Below are 22,775 nucleotides of genomic sequence, written 5' to 3'. Positions count from 1 at the left end.
TTTAAATTATCTCGCTAGTTTAATGAATATATCTCCCATACCAGCATCTAAATTCTCCAAAGGTGTATTGTTTCTTAACTCACAATACCTACCTGTAACTTGATGGCTTTTAACAAAATCTATTTCATCTTTTTCACAACTTTTTCCATTATGTAGCAAACCTATAACTATTCGATCGTCAAGACTATACACCTCTGATTTATTAATTTTTTTACCATCACAAAAATAATCTTTATTTACTCTGTTTGGAAAATCTTGTTTATCGCAAGGATTTTTGATTGTTAAAACATAAAATTCCTTCAAGCCATCTTTAAATTCATATTTCATTTTTTGAGTTTCAGAGTACTTCATAAGATCACATGAACATGGAACACAACATCTATAATAATTTCCACAAATTTTTTTTTTGGTTTTAGTTTCTTCAACAAATAAAAATTCTGAGTCGCTATTTGGATCAATCAAAGATCCAGAAACTGCACAGTATAATTTATTAAATTCGATAAAATCCTTATAAGTAATTTTTTTATCTATAATATATTTAAAAAACTTAGGTCCTGCCGCATTTCTATTTTTATCAGGAAATATTCTTGACCAATCAGTAATAAGCTCCTTGTGATAGTTTTTTTCTTCAGCAAACGATTTAAGCTGAAATAATATTAGAAATATAATCAAAGAAAGATTTAAAAATTTTTTCATTTTTGCTTTATCGTAATTGTTTGATTTAACTCACTTACATTGAATAATTTTTTTGTTCCATTGGTCCATTTAATTTCTACTTTAAAATTTTTTTCATTTTTTCTAATTCCATAATGTGCCACAGGCTCCATTTGACATAAGTAACCAGATCCTGCATCAATAGTTTTGGAATGCTTTCTTTTATTAGTTATTAATGTTACCGTAGCTCCTCTCGCTGGGGCACCATATTTATTTAACGGTTTAATTCTTAGGTATTTATTTTCTTTGTTAACTTTGGCTTTATACAAAGTTAATGGTTGTTCTTTACTTTCACCACGAGCAACTAACAATTCTAAAACTCCGTCATTATCAATATCTGCGACTGCTGCCCCAGTTCCATACCCATTAGCTTCGAGACCAACTTCAAAATTTATCTGTTCAAATTTTCCATCATCTTTGATACGAAATAATTTATTTGGTTCTGCTATATTGTTCATAAAAACTTCATCAAAACCATCGTTATCAAAATCTGCAGAAATAATTGTTCTTATTCTGGAAGGTTTATCAAAATCTTTATTTCCTATGTCCTTAAATTCATTATTTTCTAAAACCCAAGCTCTATGATACCCAAGCCAATTACCACTCAAAATATCTAATCTACCTCGATAATATATGTCTGATAAAGCTGTACCTCTCCCATTTTGGATTTCATCATCTACTCTGTAGTCAAATGCTACATCTTGAAAAATTCCATTATTATTCTCATAAAGAAAATTTGCTCCTCTCTCATTAGCAGCAAACACATCAATCTTATCAGAAATAATATGTCCAGCTACGACTGCTCGACCACCAGTGATATTATCAAGATTTAAACTCTGAGCCTTATCTTTAATCGATTCATCTTCAATCTCATAAAATCTGGTCGGGCCTCCGTAATTTGCTACATAAACCCCATAATTTCCATCACCCTTTCTGTCGACACAAACAACTGATCTGCCTGCTGTTAAATTAAGGTCTCTCTGGTTTTTTTCGATTTCAAATAAATCTATATAATTATTATTTTTTTCTAAATCTATAAGTCTATCTGAATATTTTTTTGTACCACTATAAGTATCAGTGTTAAGAAAATATATTTCTTCGTATCCATCTTTATCTATATCGCATGCAGCTACACCAATTGTTCTTCTAAACTCATCTGTAAATTTTTTTTGTTTCACAATATTAATTAATTTTCCATCTTCGTAGGATAAAGCTAAATTAAAATAACCAAAACCTGTGACTACAAAATCAAAATTTCCATCTTGATTTACGTCCGTTACAGAAACTCCATAACTAAGTCTTTTGGGATTATCAACAATTTGGTTTGTAATATCCTCAAAGAAATCAGCATATAGACCGTTTGGGGTAAGTAGTAAAAATAAAACTACTATTTTTTTTAAATATTCATTTATTTTAATTTTCATTTTTTTTACTTTTATATTTTTTCATCCAACTACTAAAAATTTTTATAGCATCCTCCATATCCACAGTTTTATTAGGATGGTTCTTTGCTCTACCCAGCATTGTTGCGATTACATTCACCTGATACTTAATTGGACGATTATTAATAATTTTAATTGTGTAAAGAGCTTTTTCCTTGTTTTTAAACCCCAAACCTTGAGTAGTGGTTTTAGGATTGTAATCTGAATAAAGCGATAAATTTATAGGCTTAATTTTTTTACTTAATGGCATTTTATCTATAATTTTAAAAATTGTTTTATAATTAAGTTTATTCATCTTTTTTTTGGATTTGCCGTCAAAACCAATTAAATCAATTGATGATTTTTCCTGCTTATTAATTTTACAAATTAATTTTACAAATCTTTTATGAAAATCTTTTATTTTATCTTGATATATTTTTTTGGCTTCTAGATAAATTTTATCCTTATAGCTTGTAGTAGAAACAAGTAAAATTCTATTTTTCCATTTGTACTTTCCTAGGTTCATACTTTTTTACTAGAACATCTTTTTGAGCAATATTTAACTTTTTCCCAATTCAATTTCCATTTCTTGCGCCAAATAAAAGGTCTTTTACAAACAATACAGATTTTAGAGGGAAGATTTTCTTTTTTCACTAAATTGTATTTTGTTTAATAAACTTATCAGCTGCAGATAATATTATTTTTTTTCTATCTACTTTCATTTTATCAAAAATTCTAACCATCATTGAAAGTCTTGGATTTTTTAAAAAAAATTTTCTATTACGATCTATAAATCTCCAGTAAAGTCCGTCCATCGTGTTACACCATTCTCCTTTTTTAAAATCCATCATTTTCATAAAATAACTTGATCCACAAATGTAAGGTTTAGTTGCGAAAATTCCCCCATCGCTAAATAATCCCATACCATAGACGTTCGGAACCATAACCCAATCAGAGGAGTCGACAAACATCTCCATAAACCATTTATAAACAAACACTGGTTTGATCTCACAAAGATTCATGATGTTTGATAAAATCATTAATCTTTCAATATGATGAGACCATCCATAATTTAAAGCATTTTTAATTGCATAATCTAGTGGAGGCAAACCAGTCGTTCCGTCATACCATGACTTTTTCATTTTACGATTTTGTTTGAAAAAATTTCCAGTTTCCATTTCATTTGAGTAACTTTGATAAATTCCTCTCATAAATTCTCTCCATCCTATAACCTGACGAACATAACCTTCTAAAGAATTTAATCTAATTTTTTTACTCTTATGAAAATCTAAAACTTTTTTGATAATAAATTCAGGTGTGATTAAACCTAGGTTGATATAAGGACTTAAAGCGCTGTGAAATAAGATATTATCTTTTTGATCTACTGCGTCTTCATAATCACCAAATAAATTAGATTTTTCTTTAATAAAAAAATTCAATAATTTGACCACATCATTGTACTCTGTGGCAAACCAAAAATTTTCGGTTGTTCCTGGATGATCTTTAAATAGTTTTTCAATAATGGGTTTTAATTTTTTAGTATGATTTGTTTCATTAATTTTAGGAAACTTTGGAATAGAAATATTTTTTGGTAACTTATTTCTATTATCTTCATCAAAACTCCATTTGCCTCCAATAGGATTTCCATCAGAACCCATTAATATTCCAGATTTCTTTCTCACTTCCTTATAAAAAGTTGCCATGAAAGGTTTTTTTGATTTAGATAGATATTGTTTAAATTCGTCTCTTGAGTTCAAAAACATTGGAGTTTGAAAGATATTCCATTTAATCTTTTCTTTTTTCACGAAATGATTAATTTTTTTCTCAAAAAATTTATCCTCGACTTCAAAACTTGAAATCTCTTTTATTTTTTTTGAATTAATTACTTTTTTCAATTTTTTTAAATAATCATCTTTAAATTCTTTATCCTCAATTTTAAAATATTCTAATTTAAACTTATCTTTTCTGAGGTTTTCCGCATGTGAACGCATTGATGACAAAAAGAGAAGTATCTTATTTTTATGATGTTTTTCATAAGTACATAATTGATAATCCTCTGCCATAAAAATTAGGTGGTCTTTTTTGAAGCGATCCAAGTATTTTGATGGAAATAATTGATTACCCAGTATAAAAAATAACTTCATAATTAAATATAACTAATAAAATTTTTTATGTCAGAAAAATATCTTATTTTTGGTGCGACAGGATCAATCGGTTCTAGTTTAGCTGAACAATTAGTAAACACAGGAAATTCAGTTCATTTAGTTGGTAGAAATGAAAGTGAAACTAAAAATATTTCTGAAAAATTAGGTTGTGCATTCACAGTAGCTGATGTTTTGCAAGATGGATTTGTAGATAAGGTTAAAAATGATATTTCTGACGTAAAAGGTATTGCATATTGTGTGGGTTCGATTGATTTAAAACCTTTAAGAATGGTTAGTGAGCAAGATTTTAATAAGTGTATGAAACTAAATCTTTATTCAGCAGTTGAGGTTATAAAAGGCTACCAGGATAGTTTAAAAAAAAATAAAGGCTCAGTGGTTCTATTCTCTACAGTTGCTGCACAAAGAGGTTTTACAAATCACGCTATAATTGCTTCTACAAAGGCTGCTGTTGAAGGTTTAACAGTTTCTCTAGCTGCAGAATTTGCCCCGAATATAAGAGTAAACTGTATTGCACCGAGTTTAACTAATTCTAAAATTGCTGAACCAATGTTAAAGAATAAAGCCTTAGCAGATGGAATTGCTAAAGCTCATCCATTAAAACGTTTAGGAGAGGGAAAAGACTCTGCTTCACTGGCTAAATTTCTTATCTCGGATGATAGTTCTTGGGTCACTGGTCAAGTTATAGCCGTTGATGGAGGAAGATCGAAGTTATCTTAAAAAATTATGTATATAGCGATGAATAGATTTAAGATTGTTCTTGGGAAAGAAAAAGATTTTGAAAATGTTTGGAAAAATAGAGACACACATCTAGAGGGAGTAAAAGGTTTTAAAAATTTTAATTTAATAAAAGGTGATACTAATAAAGACTACTCGTTATATTCCTCTCATAGTACATGGGAATCAAAAGAGGATTTTATAAATTGGACTAAATCTGAGGCTTTTAGACTCGCTCACAAAAATGCAGCTCAACATAGAGATTTATATTTAGGTCCACCAGACTTTGAAGGCTTTGAAGTAGTTTTTTAACAAATATGAAAATTATTTTCATATTATTAATATTTATTTTTCCAAATATAGCTAGCGCAAAAAATCTTAACTTTACAAAAATTGTAACCTTGAAATCCCCATGGGGGTCAACTTTTATTGACGATAACAACATACTTATCACTGAAAAAAGTGGAGCTATAAAATTAATAAATATAAAAAATAAAAATATTGATATTATTAATCATAACATAAATTTTCTTGAGCATGGTCAGGGGGGTCTACTAGACGTTCTTTTTAATGAAAATTTTGTATATATTTCTTACTCAGAAAATAGAGGAAATGGAAAAACCAGTACGTCAATAGCAAAATCAAAATTTGATAAAAAAGACTTAATATTCAAAAATATTTTTCAGGCTAACCCACCTATCGACTCAGGTTATCACTTTGGATCAAGATTAGCGATCAAAGGTAATTATTTATTTGCATCTGCCGGTGAAAGAGGCCAAGGTATGATTGCACAAGATCCTACAAAGCATCCAGGTAGCATCATTAGAATAAATACTGATGGAAGTATTCCAAGAGACAATCCAAAATTTCAGGGTAAATCAGATTGGTTGCCTGAAATTTATCAAATAGGTATTAGAAATCCTCAAGGTCTAACTTTATCACCATTTGATGAAAAAATTTATATGAGTAATCATGGAGCAAGAGGAGGAGATTGGTTTGGTGAAGCAAAGAAAGGTGAAAATTATGGATGGAAAATTTTAGGTTGGGGAGGGACAAACTATTCAGGTATTCCTATCGGTCCTAAATGGAAGCCAGGTTTTACAAAAGCGATACAATATTGGGTGCCATCCATAGCAACAAGTGCAATAACAATTTACAAAGGTAAAGAGTTTAGTGAATGGAATGGCCATGCTTTAATTACTTCACTTAAAGATAAATCCTTGAGAAAATTAATATTTGACGACTTATCTAACGTAAAAGAGGAAATCATATTTAAAAATAAAATTGGAAGAATAAGAGATATACAAGTCCATCCAGATAACGGAAAAATTTACTTTTTAGGAGAAGATGCTCTCTGGCTGATGGAGAAAAACTAATTTTTTAGATATAAGTAACCACTTAATTCGAATAAAAGATTATATCTAAATAAATTTATGAATTGGGTCGTTTTTACAATTTTAGCAGCTTTTTTTCAAAATCTAAGAACTTCTTTACAGAAAAAATTAAATAAAAATTTATCATTGGTAGCATCTGGTTATGTAAGATTTGCTTTTGCTTTACCTTTTGCATTTATATTATTTTTTCTTTTTCATGACTTTAATGTCGTTTCAGATATTCTAGATCAAACTAACTTTATTTTTTTCACTTTTTTAGGATCTATTTTACAAGTTACTTTTACAATAACACTATTATACCTTTTTAGATTTTCGAATTTTGTTGTCGGTACTTCACTAAGTAAAACAGAAGTTATTCAAATTGCGATTTTTGAATATATCATATTAAAAGATAAATTAAATTTGCTTGGTGTTTTTGGAATAATAATTGCAACACTTGGGGTTATTATTATTTCGATCAAAGATTATAAATTATTTTTTAAAAATTTTTTTTCAAGAGTAACACTTATTGGATTGGGGGCAGGACTTTTACTGGGTCTCAGTGTTGTATATTTTAGGGCAGCTGCACTAACACTAGAAAATTTTTCCTCTAATTTTGATAAAGCGCTTACTACAGTTTTTTTTGCTTTAGTAATTCAAACTATAATCATTACTGCATATCTGATAATTTTTGAAAAATCAGAATTCAAAAAATTTTTTGATAATAAATTTGAAATATGCTTGACTGGACTAGCTGGTTTTTTAGCGACACTATCTTGGTTTTTTGCTTTCACTTTGATTCAAGCATCTTTTGTTAGAGCTGTTGGCCAAATTGAAATATTTTTTAGTTACATCTCATCAAAATATCTTTTTAAAGAAAAAATAACTTTTATTGAGATTTTAGGTATTTTGATATTTATAGCTGGTGCAACTTTATTGCTTTTAACAAGAACAACTTAATCTTTAATTATTTAATAATTTATTTTTTGCCTTTTCAAACTCTTCTTGGGTTAATACACCGCTTTCTCTAAGTTCATTCAATTTTTCTAATTCGTCACTCAAAGATTTATCAGAGTTTGACTCCTCATTATTTTCATCTATTTCATTTTCATCTTTGTTAGCTTGGTTAGCTTGTTTCGCACTAACACCACTCATGATAGCTCTCGTCCCTAAGTATAAAACAAAGAATAAAATAGGAATTACCAATCCAAAAAAAATTAATTTTTCCATTACTTAATCATCATCCTCTTCTCTCCAATTTTTTTCATACATTAGCCAAGCTGCATATATAACTGAAAATGTTCCAACAATCATACCATAATCAAAACCTGTTTGTTGATCATATAAGTACCAGCCCAATTGGGTCGCTCCAATGGTAGGAACTGTTAAAATTAAGAATACAATTGCAATTCTATATGGATATTTAGGTTTCTTCACACCTCAAAATATCAAAAAAATTAATAGGTTGTAACTTTAAAGTTGCGATCTTTTGAAACACTCTACAGTATTTTTTAATAAACAAGCGATTGTCATTGGTCCAACTCCACCTGGAACTGGTGTTAATGCTTTAGCATTTTTTGAAACTTCATCAAATGCAACATCGCCAACAATACCTTTATCGGTTTTGTTAATTCCAACATCAATTACGATTGTGTCTTTTTTAACCCAATCTCCTTTAACAAGTTCGGGGATACCGACAGCAGCTATAATAATATCTGCTTCTAAACATTCAGCCTTGAGATCTTTTGTTTTTGAATGGGTAATTGTTACCGTGCAATTTTCTTTTAAAAGAAGTTGTGTCATTGGTTTTCCATTTAGATTAGATCTTCCAACTACAACTGCTTTTTTTCCACTTAAGTTTGGCTCAATTTTTTTAATTAATAAATAACAGCCTAGTGGAGTACAGGGCACGGAACTCTCGTAACCTGAAGAAAGATTACCAACATTCATAGGATGAAATCCATCAACATCTTTTGATGGATGAATAGCTTCAATAATTTTTTGTTTATCGATATGTTTTGGCAAAGGTAACTGAACTAAAATACCTGAAACGCTCTTATCTTTATTTAGATCATTAATCTTATCCAAAATAACTTTTTCTTCTACAGAGTCTGGGTATTTAATTACATCAGACTTTAAACCAACCTCTTTTGCTGATTTCTCTTTGTTTCTTACATATATTTGACTAGGGGTAAGATCTCCAATCAAAATCACCGTTAAACCTGGCACTTTATTGTACTTATTTTTTAATTCAGCAACTTCTTGTTTAAGTTCTTCTCTTAATTCAGCTGCTGCTTTTTTTCCATCAATTAGAATCATAAGTTTTAAAAAATTAAAGGTGCGATGTAGAGCTTCATACACATTTCTATAAACCAAATCAATAGAAGTAATATAATGGGTGAGATATCTAAGGATCCTAAATTAGGTAAAAAACGTCTTATTTTATTAAGTATAGGATCTGTTAAACGATATGTTAATTCTAAAATTGAATAAACAAATCTATTTTGTGTATTTAAAACATTAAAAGCAACCAACCAACTTATAATTACATTCGCTATTACTACGTAGGAATAAAGCTTTAATATTTGTAAAGCTAAATAAAAAATGGCTATCATTTTTTTTCTATATAAATAGAAGAACTTGGGAATGCAAAAGACGCTTTGTTTTTTTCAACAATCTTTTTGATACCAATTGCTAATTTTTCTTTTACTGATAACCACTCGTTCCAACTGTCTGATTTAGTAAAACAACGAACATACATATCAATCGAACTATCAGAAAATTTGTCAACTCTTACTGCAATTCCTATGCTTGTATTAAAGTCTTCGCTTTTTTGAATGTGATCTTCAATTTCATTTCTTATCGTTTTTAATTGATCAACCGTGGTGTCATATTGAAGAGTAATAATCCAACTTATTAACCAATTTGAAGTTTCACTAACATTTACAACTGCATTTTCAGCAAATTGAAAGTTAGGAATAATCGCTAATGATTTATCAAATTTTCTTATTGTTGTTGATCTAAATCCAATTTTTTCAACTATACCCTCTATAATTCCCTCGACTAATATCCAATCACCAATTTTAAATCTTTTTTCAACCAAAACTAAAATACCTGAAATCAAATTTTTAAATAAATCTTGAGCACCTAAAGCTACTGCAACACCAAATAAACCAAGACCAGCAATAATTGGTCCTATCTTTATTCCCCAAAGTTCTAGTACAGCAGCTAGACCTAAAATAAAAATTAGTATTTTTAAAGATTTAATGATCCATCCAATTAACTCTCTTGTTAAAAGTTTATCAAGTCCGCTTAAAATATAAGATACAGGTTCAATAATTTGATGTATCACCCAAAAGATTAAAATTGTTATTAAAGTTCTATTTATTGTGTCAACAACTTCTCTACCTTCAATTGAAAAAGTCATATAATAACTTGCTATAAAAAAACCCAAAACAATTGGTAAAAATCTTGCTGGTCCAATCAATGCAGACACAAAAGTATCATCTAATTTATTAGTAGTTCTTTTAGAAATTATCTCTAATTTTTTAATAATAAGTTTACTTATTAATCCTCTAAATATTAAAAAAATTAAAAATATTCCAATACCAATTAATATTTGAAAAATATCTACTCCTAGAATCCCTCTATTCCAGACTGATAAAAAAACTTCAGAAAAATTATTTATTATTTCCATAATTAAATTTTATATAACAAAAATTCCTCTTCTCCAGGGTTAAAAAGAAATATCTTTTTCCACTTAATTTCATTTAATTTAGCTGATGTTTTTTCACCTATACACATCAAATTAGTACTCATCCAAAGACTCTCTAGCTGATTAAATTTTATAAACTTTAAAAGACTTGATGCACTATTTTGTGAATAAACGTAAACCATATCAGGCATATCAAGTTTTAACTTATTGATAAAATCATTATCAAATTTTTCATTATGTATAGTTTCATAGTTTATCAGTCTTTTAACTTCATATCCCTCATTTTGTAGTTGATTATCAAGATCTACTGATATGTTTTCTCCACTTACATAAATTAATTTACCCTCTGTTTTAGCAAAATTCTGCAATATCAATTCTTTCAAATTTAGAACGTTTCCCTCTGCAGCAATTGTATTGGAAAAACCATGGCCTCTTGCCTCTTGTTCGGTTGCATTTCCTACGCAAAAACATTTTATATTTTTATCTAGTCCGTTTGAATTTAAAAATCTTACAGCATTAGAGCTTGTAAAAATGATACCCCTAAATTCAGAAAGATCTATTTCTTCATGCAGAATTTTTTTAATTGATAATAAAGGCAAATGAGAAACCTTATGACCAAGAGACTGGAACTTGATGATCATTTCAGAACAGTCTTCTATAGGTCTGGTTAATAGAATATGCATTTTATCTTTTATAAGAATTATTCGATTTTGTTTTTAAAATTTGACCAATCTCATTTCCGAGTTCTCTAAAATTTTCTAATTTATCAGATTTTTTTTCATAAAATCTTTGTGAACCATCTAATGAGAAGAGCTCAGCTTCCACTGTAATTTTGTTTTCATCTATTTTAGAATGAATTCCTACTGCTGTTTCACAATCTCCCTCTAAAATTTTTAAAATATTTCTTTCAGCATGTGCTCTTTGATAAGTTTCTTTATGATTGATCTTTTTTAACATTGAAATCATATCTTTATCATTTTCTCTACACTGTATAGCAATTATGCCTTGTCCTGCACTTGGAATTATTTCCTCAATAGAAAAAATATCTGAAATTTTATCTTCTAATTTAAGGTACTTTACTCCAGCATAAGATAAAATTATCGCATCATACTCACCATCTGCTAATTTTTTTATTCTAGTGTCAACATTCCCTCTTATAAGTTTACAGTTAACATCAGGCTTTATTTTTTTAATTTGAAATTGTCTCCTATAAGAAGATGTTCCAATAACAGCATTCTGTTTTAAATCTTTAAATTTTTTATTTCCATTAACTATTGCGATTTCTCTAGCATCAGTTCTTTCAAGAAATGTATCTGTTAAAAGACCATTGGTCTCAATAGCTGGCATGTCTTTTAGTGCATGCACAGCTATATCAATATTATTTTTTTGAAGTTCTTGTTCGATACTACTTGAAAACAAACCTTTACCACCAACATCGGATAATCTGGTATCTAGTATCTCATCACCTTTGGTAGAAATCTTTTCAATATTTATATCTTGACCAGTAAAGTTGGTTGCCTCAATAATTTTTTGTTTTACTTTTTGTGCATATAATAATGCTAACTTACTTCCTCGAGACCCAATTGTTATTTTCTTTTTCATAAAAAAATCATTTCTTACTTGTATTGGGATTGTACAATTATTAAAAACTATTTGTATGAATAAAAAACCTTTAATTCTAGGAATAGAAACTAGCTGTGATGAGACTGCAGCATCTTTAATTTCAGAAAATGAGCAAGGAATACCAATAATTCTCTCTAATATTATTTCTAGCCAAACAGAGGTGCATAAGGAATTTGGTGGAGTTGTTCCTGAACTTGCTGCACGGTCCCATTTACAAAAAATTGATTGGATTGTTCAAAAGGCTTTGGATGAAAGTGGAAAAAAAATAGACGAAATAGATGCAGTTGCTGCAACGGCTGGACCAGGATTGGTTGTTTGTTTATCAGTTGGATTAAGTTTTGGTAAAACTTTTGCTAATTTAATTAAAAAACCATTTATTGCAGTTAATCATTTAGAAGGCCACGCTTTAAGTCCAAAAATTAATTCGGCGTTAAATTACCCGTATTTATTTTTATTAATTTCAGGTGGACACTCACAATTTTTAAATGTTAAAGGACTTGGAAATTATAAAAGATTGGGCACTACTATAGATGATGCTTTAGGTGAGGCATTTGATAAAACCGCAAAATTATTAGGAATAGAATTTCCCGGTGGACCCAAAATTGAAGTTTTTGCTGATAAGGGAAATCCTGAAAGATATAAGTTACCAAAGCCAATTATTAACAGAGGAGGTTGTAACTTATCATTTGCAGGCTTGAAGACAGCAATTTTAAAAATATCAAAAAAAATAAAAACAGAACAAGATAAGTTTGATTTAGCAGCCTCTTTTCAAAAAACAATTATAGAAATTCTGTATAAGAAAACAAAGATTGCTTTTTTAGAGTTTGAGAAACAAAATAATCTTAAAAAAAAAATTTTTGTTGTTGCTGGCGGTGTTGCAGCTAACAAAAAAATTAGATCAATGTTAATTAATTTATGTAAAGAAAAAAATTATGAAAGTATATTTCCTCCATTAGAACTCTGTGGTGACAATGCTGCAATGATAGGGATGGTAGGCTTAGAAAAATTTAGATTAAATCAATTCAGTGATTTGAATTATCCAGCAAAACCCAGATGGCCGCTAGATGAAAAAGCTAGTTTCTTAAAAGGAGCAGGTGTAAAATTATAATGCAATACTGGTTACTTAAATCAGAGCCTGACGTTTGGTCAATTGATCAACAAAAAAAAGCTGGTGAAAAAGGAGCACCCTGGGACGGTGTGAGAAACTATCAAGCAGCTAAGAATTTAAAAACTATGAAAAAGGGTGATCAATGTTTTTTTTACCACTCAAATATAGGAAAAGAAATTGTTGGCATAGTAGAAGTTGTGAAAGAACATTACATTGATAAAACAGACAAATCAGGAAGATTTGTTGCAGTGACTGTTAAGTTTTTGAAAAGACTTGATAATCCTGTGTCTTTAGAACAAATTAAAAAAAACAAGGATTTAAGCCATTTATCTTTAATTAAACAAAGTAGATTATCTGTAATGCCTATTGACTCTAAAAGCTGGAAGATTTTAAATAAAATGAGTAAATATTAAAAAAATATGCCAAAAAAAAAGAAATCAAAAAAGAAAAAAGCCAAAAAGCGAAATAAAAAAAAATCTTCAAAAAAAAGAAGAAAAATAAAAAGAGCTTCAAAAGCTAAAAGAACACCTGCCAAAAGATCTAAAAAGATAAATATAGATAAAAAATCTTCTAATGATCAAGTTATCAAAACTAAACCTGAATGGGTAAAAAGAAGTTTAGCAAATAAAGCCCAATATCAAAAAAAATATTCTGATTCTATTAAAAATAATAATTCGTTTTGGAAAAAAGAAGGAAAGAGAATTACTTGGATAAAACCTTACAAAAAAATTAAAGATGTCAAGTATAGTAAGGACGAAGTAAGAATTAAATGGTTTGAAGATGGTACTTTAAATGCATCTGCAAACTGTATTGATCGTCATTTAAAAGACAAAAAAGATAAAACTGCAATTATATGGGTGGGAGATGATCCTAAAGATACTCAAAAAATTTCTTATAAACAATTGCATCAAAAAGTTTCAAAAGCTGCTAATGGTCTAAAAAAACTAGGAATACAAAAAGGTGACCGTGTCACTATCTATCTGACGATGATACCTGAATTAGCAATACTGATGTTAGCTTGTGCAAGAATAGGTGCCGTCCACTCAATAATTTTTGGTGGTTTCTCTGCAGAGTCAATTTCAGGAAGAGTGAATGATTGTAAATCAGAATATATAATTACTGCTGATGAGGGAGTAAGAGGAGGTAAAACTATTCCTTTAAAAGCAACGACAGATGAAGCTTTATCTAATTGTCCAGATATTAAAAAATGTATTGTAGTAAAGAGAACTGGTAATTATGTATATTGGGATCAAGATCGAGATGTCTGGTATCACGACCTAATTAAAGATGTACCAAATTATTGTGAGGCTGAAGAAATGAATGCAGAGGATCCTTTGTTTATTCTCTATACATCAGGATCAACCGGAAAGCCTAAAGGAGTGTTACATACCACTGGAGGATATATGGTTTATGCTTCTATGACTCATCAATATATTTTCAATTATAAACCAAATGACATTTATTGGTGCACAGCAGATATTGGATGGGTAACTGGTCATAGCTATATAATTTATGGACCATTAGCTAATGGTGCAACAACCATTATGTTTGAAGGTGTTCCAAATTACCCTGATAGTTCAAGGTGGTGGCAAATTGTAGACAAGTATAAAGTGAACACCTTTTATACAGCGCCAACAGCTATTAGAGCCTTGATGAGAGAAGGTGATGGCCCAGTTAATAAAACTACTAGAAAATCTCTGAAATTACTTGGAACTGTTGGAGAACCTATAAATCCAGAAGCATGGATGTGGTATTACAAAACTGTTGGTAATTCAAAATGTCCAATAGTTGATACATGGTGGCAAACAGAAACGGGAGGAATTCTTATAGCGCCACAAACTGGAGCTATTCCGCTTAAACCTGGATCAGCAACAAAACCTTTTTATGGAATTAAACCGGTGCTTGTAAATAAAGACGGTAAAGAAATAAAAGGTGAAGGTGAAGGAAGACTTTGTATAGCTCAATCTTGGCCTGGTCAAATGAGAACAGTTTATGGTGATCATCAAAGATTTATTGATACATATTTTTCACAGTTTGATGGAAAATATTTCACCGGAGATGGATGTAAAAGAGACAAAGATGGTTACTATTGGATAACTGGTAGAGTTGATGATGTGATTATTGTCTCTGGGCATAATCTTGGTACCGCTGAAATTGAAAGTGCATTTGTTGCACATCCTAAAGTAGCTGAAGCTGCAGTAGTTGGATATCCTCATGATATCAAAGGAAATGGGTTGTACTGTTATGTTACCTTAAACGCTGGAGAAAACGAGACGGGCGATTTGGATAGAGAACTAAAACTTTGGGTAAGAAAACAAATAGGACCTTTGGCTACACCAGATTTAATTCATTTTACTCCTGGGCTTCCAAAAACAAGATCTGGGAAAATTATGAGAAGAATTTTAAGAAAAATTGCAGCAAATGAACACGGTCAACTAGGTGATACTACTACTCTTGCGGATCCAGGTGTAGTCGATAGCTTAGTTGAAAATAGAAAAAATATCTAAAATTTTATTCTTTCATTAAATTCTTTTTTTACAACATCCCATTTTAAAATCACTGAATTGAGAACAATTTTGCGATCTAAAGTTTTTAAATCTTCTGCAATTGGTGCCCACTTATACAAAGATAAAGCACTTGGATTAAATGGTAAATCATTGTGATGATCATCCCAATTAATATTTTGTATTCTTTCATCAAAACTTTTTTTTGCATTTTCTATAATATCAGTTGGCATCTTATTTGAAGTTTCATCATCTAAAATCTTTAAAAAAATTTCTTTTGCTTTCTCAGTATCTTGGTAATTAAAATTTGCTTTCAATTTTGAAAATGTAAACAATGTAAGATCTTGAAGAGCAACCGCATAAATATTCCACTTTGCCAGATTTACTGAGTCCATAAAATTATCATTTTCAAAATGAAGAACATATCTAGTCCCCATTCTTGTTTTAAGATAACCGTAAAGAGTGACCTGACTCACCCAGGCAGATTTTGTTTGAATAAACGTTTCAAGTTCATCCAAATTGCTAATTTTCCCCTTGGGGATGAAAGCTTTGAACATAGCAAAAAGATAAGTCTTAAAATCATGCCAAGTTAAGTCTCTCCACGTTAATTTGTATTTTCCCATAAAAAGCCCTATTTTTGACACTTATAACTTGAAAAGGCTAGCAAATTTACCAATTTTAACACTTTAAATCTATTTCATAATGGTTATGGTTTTCGCCAGTTATAACTAAAAAGAGAGAGGTATAAATGTCAAAACAAGAACAACACTGGGAAAAATCCAAGGGTTTGCTAATGATGACGTTAGCAATTTGGTTTGTTTTCTCAATTGGCATCTTCCTATTCGGGGCTGAAATGAACGAAGTTACGGGACCATTTGGTTATCCGTTAACTTATTGGTTCACATGTCAAGGTTCTCTTGGAATTTTCGTATTACTAATTTTCTGGTTTGCGAACAGGCAAGAAAAAATTGATGAAGAGTTCGGCTTCAGTGAAAGAGGAGATGACTAATGATAAAAGGTAATTTTATAGACAATTTACCTAAAGTTTATGGAATCTATACAGGTGGTTTTTTAGCTTTCATAATCATTATGTCAATTGCCGAGCAGATGGGTATGACAGCGAAAACAATTGGTATTTGTTTCGTTGCCTTCACGGTAGCCATCTATGCTATAATTGGTTATCTATCACGTACAGCTCAAGCTGATGCGTATTACGTAGCTGGAAGACAAGTACCAACCGTGTTCAACGGAATGGCGACAGCAGCAGACTGGATGTCTGGTGCATCATTCGTTGCAATGGCAGGTGGTATTTACTTTAAAGGTTACGGATACATGGCATTACTTGTAGGTTGGACTGGTGGATATGTATTAGTTGCATCATTATTAGCACCTTACCTAAGAAAATTTGGCTGTTACACAGTTCCAGATTTCATTGGTACAAGATACGGTGGTAATTTAAGTAGATTTATGGCGGTAGTAGTTTTAACTGTTGCTTCATTTACTTATGTGACTGCACAAATTAACGCCACAGGTACAATTGCATCTGTTGCACTTGATATTCCATTCCAATACGCTGTATACGTTGGACTTATAAGTATCTTACTTTGTTCAATGCTTGGTGGTATGAGAGGGGTAACTTGGACACAGGTAGCTCAATATATCGTACTAATCATAGCTTACTTATTACCAGTATTCTGGATCAGTAACAAAATGGGTGCGGGTTTCTTCCCTCACTTCATGTTAGCTGATGAAGTTTCTAGAATAGCTGAATTAGAGGCTCAGTTTGGTTTTGTTAAAAACTCAGCTGAAAATCTAAAAGAAGTGCCAAAAGGTTTGGCTGGAATAACTAAAGCTCACTCAGCGGTGAACGCAACACCTTGGGCATTTATTTCATTAGCGTTAGCGATGATGATGGGAACAGCTTCATTGCCTCACGTTATGATGAGATATTTTACTACTCCAAGTGTAAAAGCAGCTAGAAAATCAGTAGGTTGGTCATTATTCTTTATTTTCCTACTTTATTCTTCTGCTCCAATGTTAGCGACACTATCTAAGTTGTCATTGATTGATCCGTCACTACCAACAGGTATTATCGGTAAATCAATAGCTGAAGTTCAATCGATAGATTGGTATCAAAACTGGAACCAAGCAAACTTAATGTTTGTAAGCGACTTTAACGGAAATGGAACTCTTGAGTTAAATGAGTTTTTCATGGGTGGTAAAGCCGTTGTGTTAGCAACTCCAGAAATAGCTGGATTACCATATGTAATCTCAGGTCTGGTTGCTGCTGGAGGTATGGCCGCTGCCATGTCAACAGCTGATGGTTTGATTTTAGCAATTGCAAACGCAATCTCACACGATGTTTACTATAAGATCATCGATCCAAAAGCTGAGACTGCGAAGAGACTAGTTGTTGCAAGGGTATTACTTGTAGTAATTGGTTTTGCAGGAGCAACAATCGCAGCTCTTGAGATTCAAGGTATCTTAGGTTCAGTAATCTGGGCTTTTGACTTTGCGATGTCAGGACTATTCTTCCCACTTGTACTTGGTGTATGGTGGAAGAGAGCTAACAAAGAAGGTGCTATAGCTGGTATGTTCTTAGGATTAGTTTCTGGTGCTGCTTACCTAGTTTGGGTAAGAACAGGCGGAAGTGGATTCTTAGGAATTACTCAGTTAACGTTTGGTATCTTTGGTTCAGCTGTCAGCTTAGTAGCAATGGTTGTAGTGAGTTTAATGACTCAAGCACCAAACGCTGCAACGCAGAAAATGGTTGATGAGGTTCGTGTACCAGCTGGTAAATCGATCCTTGGCAAACAACACTAAATAATCTTTTTAAGGGGCGATTAATTTCGCCCCTTTTAATTTCGATCTTTTTCCAATATAAATTTCTCAATGTCGGCTAACTTTCATCCTTTAGTATATATAATTGACTATATTCTTGGAGTAATCATGTGGACATTGATTGGAAGAGTTGCAATGAATATTTTTCAAAGAGAAGATTCTCAATTTTTTTTTATGAGAGTCTTTGTTAAATTTACTAATCCTTTGATCAACTTATTTAAACCTATAACTCCGTCTTTTATCATACAACCAATCGTGCCTCTTTACGTTGCTTGGTTTTTTTTTATGATAAGGTTTTACTTTATGCCTTGGGTTTTAGGATACTCGGTGATGGGCATGTTGTCATTTCCGTTAGAAAGTGAGATTTCAAGACAAATTTATCAATTTTTTAATTAAATTAGATTTTAAAATTTGGTACTAGTTAATTTAATAATCTATGAAAAAAATACAAATTTCCCCTTCAATATTATCTGCTGACTTTAGTCAACTAGGAAATGAGATTAAGAGACTCGAGGATGCAGGGGCAGACATGATACATGTTGATGTAATGGATGGTCACTTCGTTCCAAATTTAACTATTGGACCTCCAGTCATTAAAAATCTTAGAAAGCATTCAGAATTAACCTTTGATGTGCACTTAATGATTTCACCTGTCCATAAATATATAAAAGATTTCGCAGATGCAGGAGCTGATATAATTACTATACATCCTGAAGCCACTGATAATCTATCAGAATCGATTAAACATATTAAAAGTTTTAAAAAAAAAGTTGGTATTTCTCTAAATCCAAATACCGAGATCAACATAATTGAAAATGAATTAAAAAATGTGGATTTGATTTTAGTCATGAGTGTTTATCCGGGTTTTGGAGGGCAGAAATTTATACCTGACGTCATTAAAAAAATTGAACTATTAAAAAAGATAAAAGATGATAAAAATTATGAGTACGACATTGAAGTAGATGGAGGAATAAATTTTTCAAACTCGAAAGATGTAATAAACGCAGGCGCAAATATTCTTGTATCAGGAACTACAATATTTAGAGAAAACAACGGAAACATTAAAAAAAATATAGAAACACTTAAAGAAGTGTAGAATGCTGTTAGATGGATTTTTTGAAACTTTAAATGATTTTACTGAAATAATAAAAAAAGAAATCAGGGGTATTTATCAAAATTCAAGTTTATACGAAAAAAAAATTTCTAAAACTTTTGATAATGAGTTCATATACAAACCAAGTCCTCACTTACTTTCATCAATAATCAAATACCAAAACAAGAAATACAAGATTGAAGATTTTGAACTAGAGACAGTTTGGAATAGCCAAATTAAACCTAAAGATTTTGAAAAATTGAATAATTTTTTTTGGTTTTTTAGTCTAGATTTAAAATCTTCAAAAAAGTCAGTCCAAGCAGTCATCTTAAATTGGATGAATAAAAACAATAAATTTAAAAAAGAGAGTTGGGAATTTAATATTACTGCAAAAAGAATAATTTCATGGTTATCTAACCACCAACTTTCTTATAGCGAAAGTGACAAAGAATATCGGTCAATGTTTAATTACATGATTCAAAAACAAACTAATCATTTATTAAACGAAATAAAAAGCTCTAAAGATTTAGAGAACAAAATAATTGGTTGCTCTGCAATAATTTTGACAGGATTATGTTACAAAATTGAGAAAAATTATGTAGATATTGGTTTAAATTTTCTAAAAAAAATTACTAATTCCTCAATAGATAACCAAGGTTTTACAAACTCACGAAACATAAAACAATTAATATTTTTTTTAAAATATTTTATAATTATAAGAGAGTGGTTTAAGGAATCTAAAATTGAGGTTCCAGAATACATAGAAGAAAATATTTACTATTTTGGACAAAGTTATGCTTTCATAAGACAAAATATAAACGCAGATCTTTTGTTTAATGGTAATAATAACTCTAATAAACAAGATTTCGATCATTACTTAAGAAGACTTGGTTATAAATTTAAAAATGAAAATAAAGACTGCGGTGGTTACATAATTTTAAAGAATAAAAAAATTTGCCTTGCAATGGATGCGGGATCTTCGCCAAATACCAACTATACTAGGGATTACCAGTCGGGTGCTCTTTCATTTGAAATAATTTCAAATGGAAAGAAACTTATAACCAATTGTGGTTATTACAAAAAAAATAATCAAAATCTTAATGAAATATCAAAATCATCAGCTGCACACAGCACTTTAATAATTGATGATAATTCCTCGTGCAAATTTACAAAAAAGAAAGATAAGTTAATTTTAAAAACAGGTTTAAAAATCACTCAAAAAAATTCTGTGTGTGAGAAAAATTATTGGAAAATCAACGCTGCTCATGATGGATATTTTAAAAAATTTAAATCAATTCATGAGAGAAATATTGAATTTTATCCTGAGCAAATGAAATTTGTTGGAAATGATAAGATTATAAGAAAAAAAAATAATCATAATTTCAAGTTTGATATTCGATTTCATTTAGAACCAAATATTAAATTAATGAAAACTCAAGATAATAAATCCATTTTAATAGAATTAGAGGATGAGGGTTGGAAATTTACTTGTGATAATTATGAAATTAATATTGATAATGGATTATACTTCGGTAATAAAAATTCATATATTGAGAACCAAAATTTTTTTGTTTCAGGAATATTAAATAATATTGAAGAGAACATTAAATGGGAAATTAAAAAAATATAATGAAAAAAATTAGATCAGCTTTAATATCATTATCTGATAAATCTAATCTTAAGCCTTTATTGCAAGAATTGAGGAGAAATAATATCAAAATAATTAGTTCTGGTGGAACATTTAAAATAATTAAGAAACTTAAGTTCAAATGTTTAGATATTTCAGATTTTACAGGGTTTAAGGAAATACTTAATGGAAGAGTCAAAACTTTGCACCCAAAAATACATGCTGGAATTTTAAACAAAAGGAATAACAAATCTCACTCGAGTGATATTAAAAAAAATGGTTTTGAGAATATTGATTTAGTGATAGTAAATTTCTATCCATTTGAAAAAACGATTGAACAAACAAAAAACCATTCAAAAATAATTGAAAATATTGATATTGGTGGACCAACTATGGTAAGAGCTGCTGCCAAAAATTATATTGATGTGACTGTAATTACTTCTACCGATCAATATTCAGAACTTATAAATGAGTTAAAAAAAAATAAAGGTAGTACATCTCTAAAATTTAGAGAAAAAATGTCTAGGTTAGCTTTTAGCGAAACTGCCTATTATGATGCCGTGATTTCAAATTATTTCAATAAATTTAACAATATTAATTTCCCTAAAAGAAAAATTCTTTACACTAATTTAATAGAAAATCTTAGGTATGGAGAAAATCCTCACCAATTGGGTGCTTTCTATTCTCAAAATAAAAAAAATAAATTAGCGCAAATACATGGAAAAACTTTGAGTTATAATAATTACGATGATATTTTGGCTGCAATTACTATTTCAAAATCATTACCAAAAAACATTGGTACAGTAATTGTTAAACACGGAAACCCTTGTGGTGTCTCAGCTTTGAAAAATAATTTAGATAGTTATAAATCTGCGTTAGAGACTGATCCAATGAGTGCATTTGGTGGTATTATCTCGTGTAACTATAAGGTTACTCAAAAACTCGCATTAATGCTAAATAAAATTTTTCTTGAAGTAGTTGTGGCCAATGGTTTTGATAAGAAAGCTCTTAAAATATTAAAATCAAAAAAAAATCTTAGGCTGATAGACTCCTCAAAAATTTCATTCAATGAAGTATGGAAATTCAACTCTTTAGATAATTTTACACTTATTCAATCAGAAGATAAAAAGGTTATTTCAAAGAAAGATTTTAGAATTGTTTCGAAAAGACAACCAAGTAAATCACAGTTTGATAATTTAATGTTTGCATTTAATGTTTGTCGATACACAAAATCAAATGCCATCGTTCTTGCTAGTAATAAATCCACTATTGGCATTGGTTCAGGACAACCTAGTAGATTAGATAGTTGTGAGATTGCAATAAATAAAATGAATAAATTTTCAAAAATCAAAAATGAAATAGTAGCTGCATCAGATGCTTTTTTCCCATTTGTTGATGGAATAGAAAAATTAGTTCAGTCAGGAGTTAGTGCAATAGTACAGCCTGCTGGATCAATAAGAGATAAAGAAATTATAAAATTTGCAAACGAAACGAATACTGTTTTGGTTTTTTCAAAAACTCGTCATTTTAGGCATTAGTTATATTATCAATCTTAGCGGCTAATATAAAATCGTTTTCAGATAAACCTTCTATAGCATGAGTTGTGATATTAATCTTAGCATAACCCCATCCAAAAATAATATCTGGATGATGCCCCTCTTCCTCAGAGACTTTTCCAACTTCATTAACAAATTTTTGACTTTCTAAAAAATTTTTAAATTCAAATTTTTTTTCTAAAAGATAAACTTTTTTATCGTTTTGAATAATCTCCCAGCCATCAACTTTTTTTTGATATTTATGAATTTCAGAAATATCAAAAGCTTTAACACCTCCCTCACAAGGAACACATTTTTTTTCTAATAAATCATTCATAGTTT

Annotated in this window: 27 protein-coding genes; 13 read left to right on the top strand and 14 right to left on the bottom strand. The window is 30.0% G+C overall.

Features of this window, described 5'->3' with window-relative positions; all coding sequences use genetic code 11:
* Window positions 1–6: 6 nt before the first annotated feature.
* The 5 genes from ACTT9C_RS02390 to ACTT9C_RS02370 are packed head-to-tail and all read right to left on the bottom strand — an operon-like array spanning window position 7 to window position 4,279.
* Entirely contained in the window at window positions 7–696 is a 690-nt protein-coding gene (locus ACTT9C_RS02390; RefSeq protein ID WP_440922908.1) for a hypothetical protein, read from the bottom strand.
* A complete protein-coding gene (locus ACTT9C_RS02385) occupies window positions 693–2,138 on the bottom strand; it encodes a CRTAC1 family protein (protein WP_440922907.1) in 1,446 nt (481 codons plus the stop codon). The genes ACTT9C_RS02390 and ACTT9C_RS02385 overlap by 4 nt, the downstream gene beginning before the upstream one ends.
* Complete coding sequence (locus tag ACTT9C_RS02380) at window positions 2,128–2,661, bottom strand: hypothetical protein (RefSeq protein WP_440922906.1); 534 nt, start codon at window positions 2,659–2,661, stop codon at window positions 2,128–2,130. Before ACTT9C_RS02380 ends, ACTT9C_RS02385 begins: the two co-directional genes overlap by 11 nt.
* A complete protein-coding gene (locus tag ACTT9C_RS02375; RefSeq protein WP_440922905.1) occupies window positions 2,658–2,789 on the bottom strand; it encodes a DUF2256 domain-containing protein in 132 nt (43 codons plus the stop codon). Before ACTT9C_RS02375 ends, ACTT9C_RS02380 begins: the two co-directional genes overlap by 4 nt.
* Window positions 2,789–4,279 (bottom strand): cryptochrome/photolyase family protein, encoded by a 1,491-nt coding sequence (locus ACTT9C_RS02370; RefSeq protein WP_440922904.1) that lies wholly within the window; start codon window positions 4,277–4,279, stop codon window positions 2,789–2,791. Before ACTT9C_RS02370 ends, ACTT9C_RS02375 begins: the two co-directional genes overlap by 1 nt.
* A gap of 27 nt (window positions 4,280–4,306) precedes the next feature.
* Between ACTT9C_RS02370 and ACTT9C_RS02365 the strand changes: the two genes are divergently transcribed.
* The 4 genes from ACTT9C_RS02365 to ACTT9C_RS02350 are packed head-to-tail and all read left to right on the top strand — an operon-like array spanning window position 4,307 to window position 7,347.
* The gene (locus tag ACTT9C_RS02365) at window positions 4,307–5,017 is read left to right on the top strand and encodes an SDR family NAD(P)-dependent oxidoreductase (protein WP_440922903.1); all 711 of its coding nucleotides are present in this window, start codon (window positions 4,307–4,309) and stop codon (window positions 5,015–5,017) included.
* 6 nt (window positions 5,018–5,023) lie between these two features.
* A complete protein-coding gene (locus ACTT9C_RS02360) occupies window positions 5,024–5,326 on the top strand; it encodes an antibiotic biosynthesis monooxygenase family protein (RefSeq protein WP_440922902.1) in 303 nt (100 codons plus the stop codon).
* Window positions 5,327–5,331: 5 nt separating this feature from the next.
* The gene (locus ACTT9C_RS02355) at window positions 5,332–6,390 is read left to right on the top strand and encodes a PQQ-dependent sugar dehydrogenase (protein ID WP_440922901.1); all 1,059 of its coding nucleotides are present in this window, start codon (window positions 5,332–5,334) and stop codon (window positions 6,388–6,390) included.
* A gap of 57 nt (window positions 6,391–6,447) precedes the next feature.
* Complete coding sequence (locus ACTT9C_RS02350) at window positions 6,448–7,347, top strand: EamA family transporter (protein WP_440922900.1); 900 nt, start codon at window positions 6,448–6,450, stop codon at window positions 7,345–7,347.
* Window positions 7,348–7,350: 3 nt separating this feature from the next.
* Here ACTT9C_RS02350 and ACTT9C_RS02345 read toward each other — a convergent pair whose 3' ends face one another.
* The 7 genes from ACTT9C_RS02345 to hemC are packed head-to-tail and all read right to left on the bottom strand — an operon-like array spanning window position 7,351 to window position 11,704.
* A complete protein-coding gene (locus ACTT9C_RS02345; protein WP_440922899.1) occupies window positions 7,351–7,617 on the bottom strand; it encodes an SHOCT domain-containing protein in 267 nt (88 codons plus the stop codon).
* 3 nt (window positions 7,618–7,620) lie between these two features.
* A complete protein-coding gene (locus ACTT9C_RS02340; protein WP_440922898.1) occupies window positions 7,621–7,824 on the bottom strand; it encodes a hypothetical protein in 204 nt (67 codons plus the stop codon).
* Between the two features lie 36 nt (window positions 7,825–7,860).
* Window positions 7,861–8,706: a bifunctional 5,10-methylenetetrahydrofolate dehydrogenase/5,10-methenyltetrahydrofolate cyclohydrolase gene (locus ACTT9C_RS02335; protein WP_440922897.1), complete on the bottom strand. Its 846-nt coding sequence runs from the start codon at window positions 8,704–8,706 to the stop codon at window positions 7,861–7,863.
* Window positions 8,707–8,711: 5 nt separating this feature from the next.
* The gene (locus ACTT9C_RS02330; RefSeq protein WP_440922896.1) at window positions 8,712–9,002 is read right to left on the bottom strand and encodes a YggT family protein; all 291 of its coding nucleotides are present in this window, start codon (window positions 9,000–9,002) and stop codon (window positions 8,712–8,714) included.
* Window positions 8,999–10,084 carry a mechanosensitive ion channel family protein gene (locus tag ACTT9C_RS02325; RefSeq protein WP_440922895.1) on the bottom strand — a complete coding sequence of 362 codons (1,086 nt, stop codon included), beginning with the start codon at window positions 10,082–10,084 and terminating at the stop codon, window positions 8,999–9,001. The genes ACTT9C_RS02330 and ACTT9C_RS02325 overlap by 4 nt, the downstream gene beginning before the upstream one ends.
* A gap of 2 nt (window positions 10,085–10,086) precedes the next feature.
* Entirely contained in the window at window positions 10,087–10,785 is a 699-nt protein-coding gene (locus ACTT9C_RS02320) for a uroporphyrinogen-III synthase (protein WP_440922894.1), read from the bottom strand.
* Window position 10,786: 1 nt separating this feature from the next.
* Window positions 10,787–11,704 (bottom strand): hydroxymethylbilane synthase, encoded by a 918-nt coding sequence (gene hemC, locus ACTT9C_RS02315; protein WP_440922893.1) that lies wholly within the window; start codon window positions 11,702–11,704, stop codon window positions 10,787–10,789.
* Between the two features lie 55 nt (window positions 11,705–11,759).
* Here hemC and tsaD point away from each other — a divergent pair, with 55 nt between their 5' ends.
* From tsaD to acs, 3 genes are read left to right on the top strand one after another with little or no spacing between them, the layout of a single operon-like run.
* Window positions 11,760–12,833, top strand: a complete 1,074-nt coding sequence (gene tsaD / locus ACTT9C_RS02310) for a tRNA (adenosine(37)-N6)-threonylcarbamoyltransferase complex transferase subunit TsaD (RefSeq protein WP_440922892.1) — start codon at window positions 11,760–11,762, stop codon at window positions 12,831–12,833.
* Entirely contained in the window at window positions 12,833–13,246 is a 414-nt protein-coding gene (locus tag ACTT9C_RS02305; RefSeq protein ID WP_440922891.1) for an EVE domain-containing protein, read from the top strand. Before tsaD ends, ACTT9C_RS02305 begins: the two co-directional genes overlap by 1 nt.
* Window positions 13,247–13,252: 6 nt before the next feature.
* Window positions 13,253–15,340: an acetate--CoA ligase gene (gene acs / locus ACTT9C_RS02300; protein ID WP_440922890.1), complete on the top strand. Its 2,088-nt coding sequence runs from the start codon at window positions 13,253–13,255 to the stop codon at window positions 15,338–15,340.
* Here acs and ACTT9C_RS02295 read toward each other — a convergent pair.
* Window positions 15,337–15,960: an esterase gene (locus ACTT9C_RS02295; protein WP_440922889.1), complete on the bottom strand. Its 624-nt coding sequence runs from the start codon at window positions 15,958–15,960 to the stop codon at window positions 15,337–15,339. The two genes, acs and ACTT9C_RS02295, sit on opposite strands and share 4 nt — an antisense overlap.
* Before the next feature lie 125 nt (window positions 15,961–16,085).
* On the opposite strand from ACTT9C_RS02295, the gene ACTT9C_RS02290 reads away from it, so the two are divergent.
* The 6 genes from ACTT9C_RS02290 (at window position 16,086) to purH (ending at window position 22,436) form a co-directional block, all read left to right on the top strand.
* A complete protein-coding gene (locus ACTT9C_RS02290; RefSeq protein ID WP_085146648.1) occupies window positions 16,086–16,346 on the top strand; it encodes a DUF4212 domain-containing protein in 261 nt (86 codons plus the stop codon).
* Window positions 16,346–18,160 (top strand): sodium:solute symporter family protein, encoded by a 1,815-nt coding sequence (locus ACTT9C_RS02285; protein WP_440922888.1) that lies wholly within the window; start codon window positions 16,346–16,348, stop codon window positions 18,158–18,160. Before ACTT9C_RS02290 ends, ACTT9C_RS02285 begins: the two co-directional genes overlap by 1 nt.
* 69 nt (window positions 18,161–18,229) lie before the next feature.
* Window positions 18,230–18,574 (top strand): hypothetical protein, encoded by a 345-nt coding sequence (locus tag ACTT9C_RS02280; RefSeq protein WP_085146653.1) that lies wholly within the window; start codon window positions 18,230–18,232, stop codon window positions 18,572–18,574.
* 40 nt (window positions 18,575–18,614) lie between these two features.
* Window positions 18,615–19,274: a ribulose-phosphate 3-epimerase gene (rpe, locus tag ACTT9C_RS02275; RefSeq protein ID WP_440922887.1), complete on the top strand. Its 660-nt coding sequence runs from the start codon at window positions 18,615–18,617 to the stop codon at window positions 19,272–19,274.
* A 1-nt stretch (window position 19,275) separates the two neighbouring features.
* Window positions 19,276–20,901, top strand: a complete 1,626-nt coding sequence (locus ACTT9C_RS02270) for a heparinase II/III family protein (RefSeq protein WP_440922886.1) — start codon at window positions 19,276–19,278, stop codon at window positions 20,899–20,901.
* Window positions 20,901–22,436 carry a bifunctional phosphoribosylaminoimidazolecarboxamide formyltransferase/IMP cyclohydrolase gene (purH, locus tag ACTT9C_RS02265; protein ID WP_440922885.1) on the top strand — a complete coding sequence of 512 codons (1,536 nt, stop codon included), beginning with the start codon at window positions 20,901–20,903 and terminating at the stop codon, window positions 22,434–22,436. Before ACTT9C_RS02270 ends, purH begins: the two co-directional genes overlap by 1 nt.
* On the opposite strand, the gene ACTT9C_RS02260 is transcribed toward purH, so the two are convergent.
* Window positions 22,426–22,770 carry a 4a-hydroxytetrahydrobiopterin dehydratase gene (locus ACTT9C_RS02260; protein ID WP_440922884.1) on the bottom strand — a complete coding sequence of 115 codons (345 nt, stop codon included), beginning with the start codon at window positions 22,768–22,770 and terminating at the stop codon, window positions 22,426–22,428. The two genes, purH and ACTT9C_RS02260, sit on opposite strands and share 11 nt — an antisense overlap.
* Window positions 22,771–22,775: the final 5 nt, after the last annotated feature.

Source organism: Candidatus Pelagibacter sp., assembly GCF_052049575.1.
Classification (GTDB): Bacteria; Pseudomonadota; Alphaproteobacteria; order Pelagibacterales; family Pelagibacteraceae; genus Pelagibacter.
This window is presented reverse-complemented; position numbering and strand designations above follow the sequence as displayed.

What these genes read in the sequence shown, in the direction of transcription:
- ACTT9C_RS02390 (WP_440922908.1), bottom strand. Translation starts at nt 696, where the DNA reads ATGAAAAAATTTTTAAATCTTTCTTTGATTATATTTCTAATATTATTT.
- ACTT9C_RS02385 (WP_440922907.1), bottom strand. Translation starts at nt 2,138, where the DNA reads ATGAAAATTAAAATAAATGAATATTTAAAAAAAATAGTAGTTTTATTT.
- ACTT9C_RS02380 (WP_440922906.1), bottom strand. Translation starts at nt 2,661, where the DNA reads ATGAACCTAGGAAAGTACAAATGGAAAAATAGAATTTTACTTGTTTCT.
- ACTT9C_RS02370 (WP_440922904.1), bottom strand. Translation starts at nt 4,279, where the DNA reads ATGAAGTTATTTTTTATACTGGGTAATCAATTATTTCCATCAAAATAC.
- ACTT9C_RS02365 (WP_440922903.1), top strand. Translation starts at nt 4,307, where the DNA reads ATGTCAGAAAAATATCTTATTTTTGGTGCGACAGGATCAATCGGTTCT.
- ACTT9C_RS02360 (WP_440922902.1), top strand. Translation starts at nt 5,024, where the DNA reads ATGTATATAGCGATGAATAGATTTAAGATTGTTCTTGGGAAAGAAAAA.
- ACTT9C_RS02355 (WP_440922901.1), top strand. Translation starts at nt 5,332, where the DNA reads ATGAAAATTATTTTCATATTATTAATATTTATTTTTCCAAATATAGCT.
- ACTT9C_RS02350 (WP_440922900.1), top strand. Translation starts at nt 6,448, where the DNA reads ATGAATTGGGTCGTTTTTACAATTTTAGCAGCTTTTTTTCAAAATCTA.
- ACTT9C_RS02345 (WP_440922899.1), bottom strand. Translation starts at nt 7,617, where the DNA reads ATGGAAAAATTAATTTTTTTTGGATTGGTAATTCCTATTTTATTCTTT.
- ACTT9C_RS02335 (WP_440922897.1), bottom strand. Translation starts at nt 8,706, where the DNA reads ATGATTCTAATTGATGGAAAAAAAGCAGCAGCTGAATTAAGAGAAGAA.
- ACTT9C_RS02330 (WP_440922896.1), bottom strand. Translation starts at nt 9,002, where the DNA reads ATGATAGCCATTTTTTATTTAGCTTTACAAATATTAAAGCTTTATTCC.
- ACTT9C_RS02325 (WP_440922895.1), bottom strand. Translation starts at nt 10,084, where the DNA reads ATGGAAATAATAAATAATTTTTCTGAAGTTTTTTTATCAGTCTGGAAT.
- ACTT9C_RS02320 (WP_440922894.1), bottom strand. Translation starts at nt 10,785, where the DNA reads ATGCATATTCTATTAACCAGACCTATAGAAGACTGTTCTGAAATGATC.
- hemC (WP_440922893.1), bottom strand. Translation starts at nt 11,704, where the DNA reads ATGAAAAAGAAAATAACAATTGGGTCTCGAGGAAGTAAGTTAGCATTA.
- tsaD (WP_440922892.1), top strand. Translation starts at nt 11,760, where the DNA reads ATGAATAAAAAACCTTTAATTCTAGGAATAGAAACTAGCTGTGATGAG.
- ACTT9C_RS02305 (WP_440922891.1), top strand. Translation starts at nt 12,833, where the DNA reads ATGCAATACTGGTTACTTAAATCAGAGCCTGACGTTTGGTCAATTGAT.
- acs (WP_440922890.1), top strand. Translation starts at nt 13,253, where the DNA reads ATGCCAAAAAAAAAGAAATCAAAAAAGAAAAAAGCCAAAAAGCGAAAT.
- ACTT9C_RS02295 (WP_440922889.1), bottom strand. Translation starts at nt 15,960, where the DNA reads ATGGGAAAATACAAATTAACGTGGAGAGACTTAACTTGGCATGATTTT.
- ACTT9C_RS02290 (WP_085146648.1), top strand. Translation starts at nt 16,086, where the DNA reads ATGTCAAAACAAGAACAACACTGGGAAAAATCCAAGGGTTTGCTAATG.
- ACTT9C_RS02285 (WP_440922888.1), top strand. Translation starts at nt 16,346, where the DNA reads ATGATAAAAGGTAATTTTATAGACAATTTACCTAAAGTTTATGGAATC.
- ACTT9C_RS02280 (WP_085146653.1), top strand. Translation starts at nt 18,230, where the DNA reads ATGTCGGCTAACTTTCATCCTTTAGTATATATAATTGACTATATTCTT.
- rpe (WP_440922887.1), top strand. Translation starts at nt 18,615, where the DNA reads ATGAAAAAAATACAAATTTCCCCTTCAATATTATCTGCTGACTTTAGT.
- ACTT9C_RS02270 (WP_440922886.1), top strand. Translation starts at nt 19,276, where the DNA reads ATGCTGTTAGATGGATTTTTTGAAACTTTAAATGATTTTACTGAAATA.
- purH (WP_440922885.1), top strand. Translation starts at nt 20,901, where the DNA reads ATGAAAAAAATTAGATCAGCTTTAATATCATTATCTGATAAATCTAAT.
- ACTT9C_RS02260 (WP_440922884.1), bottom strand. Translation starts at nt 22,770, where the DNA reads ATGAATGATTTATTAGAAAAAAAATGTGTTCCTTGTGAGGGAGGTGTT.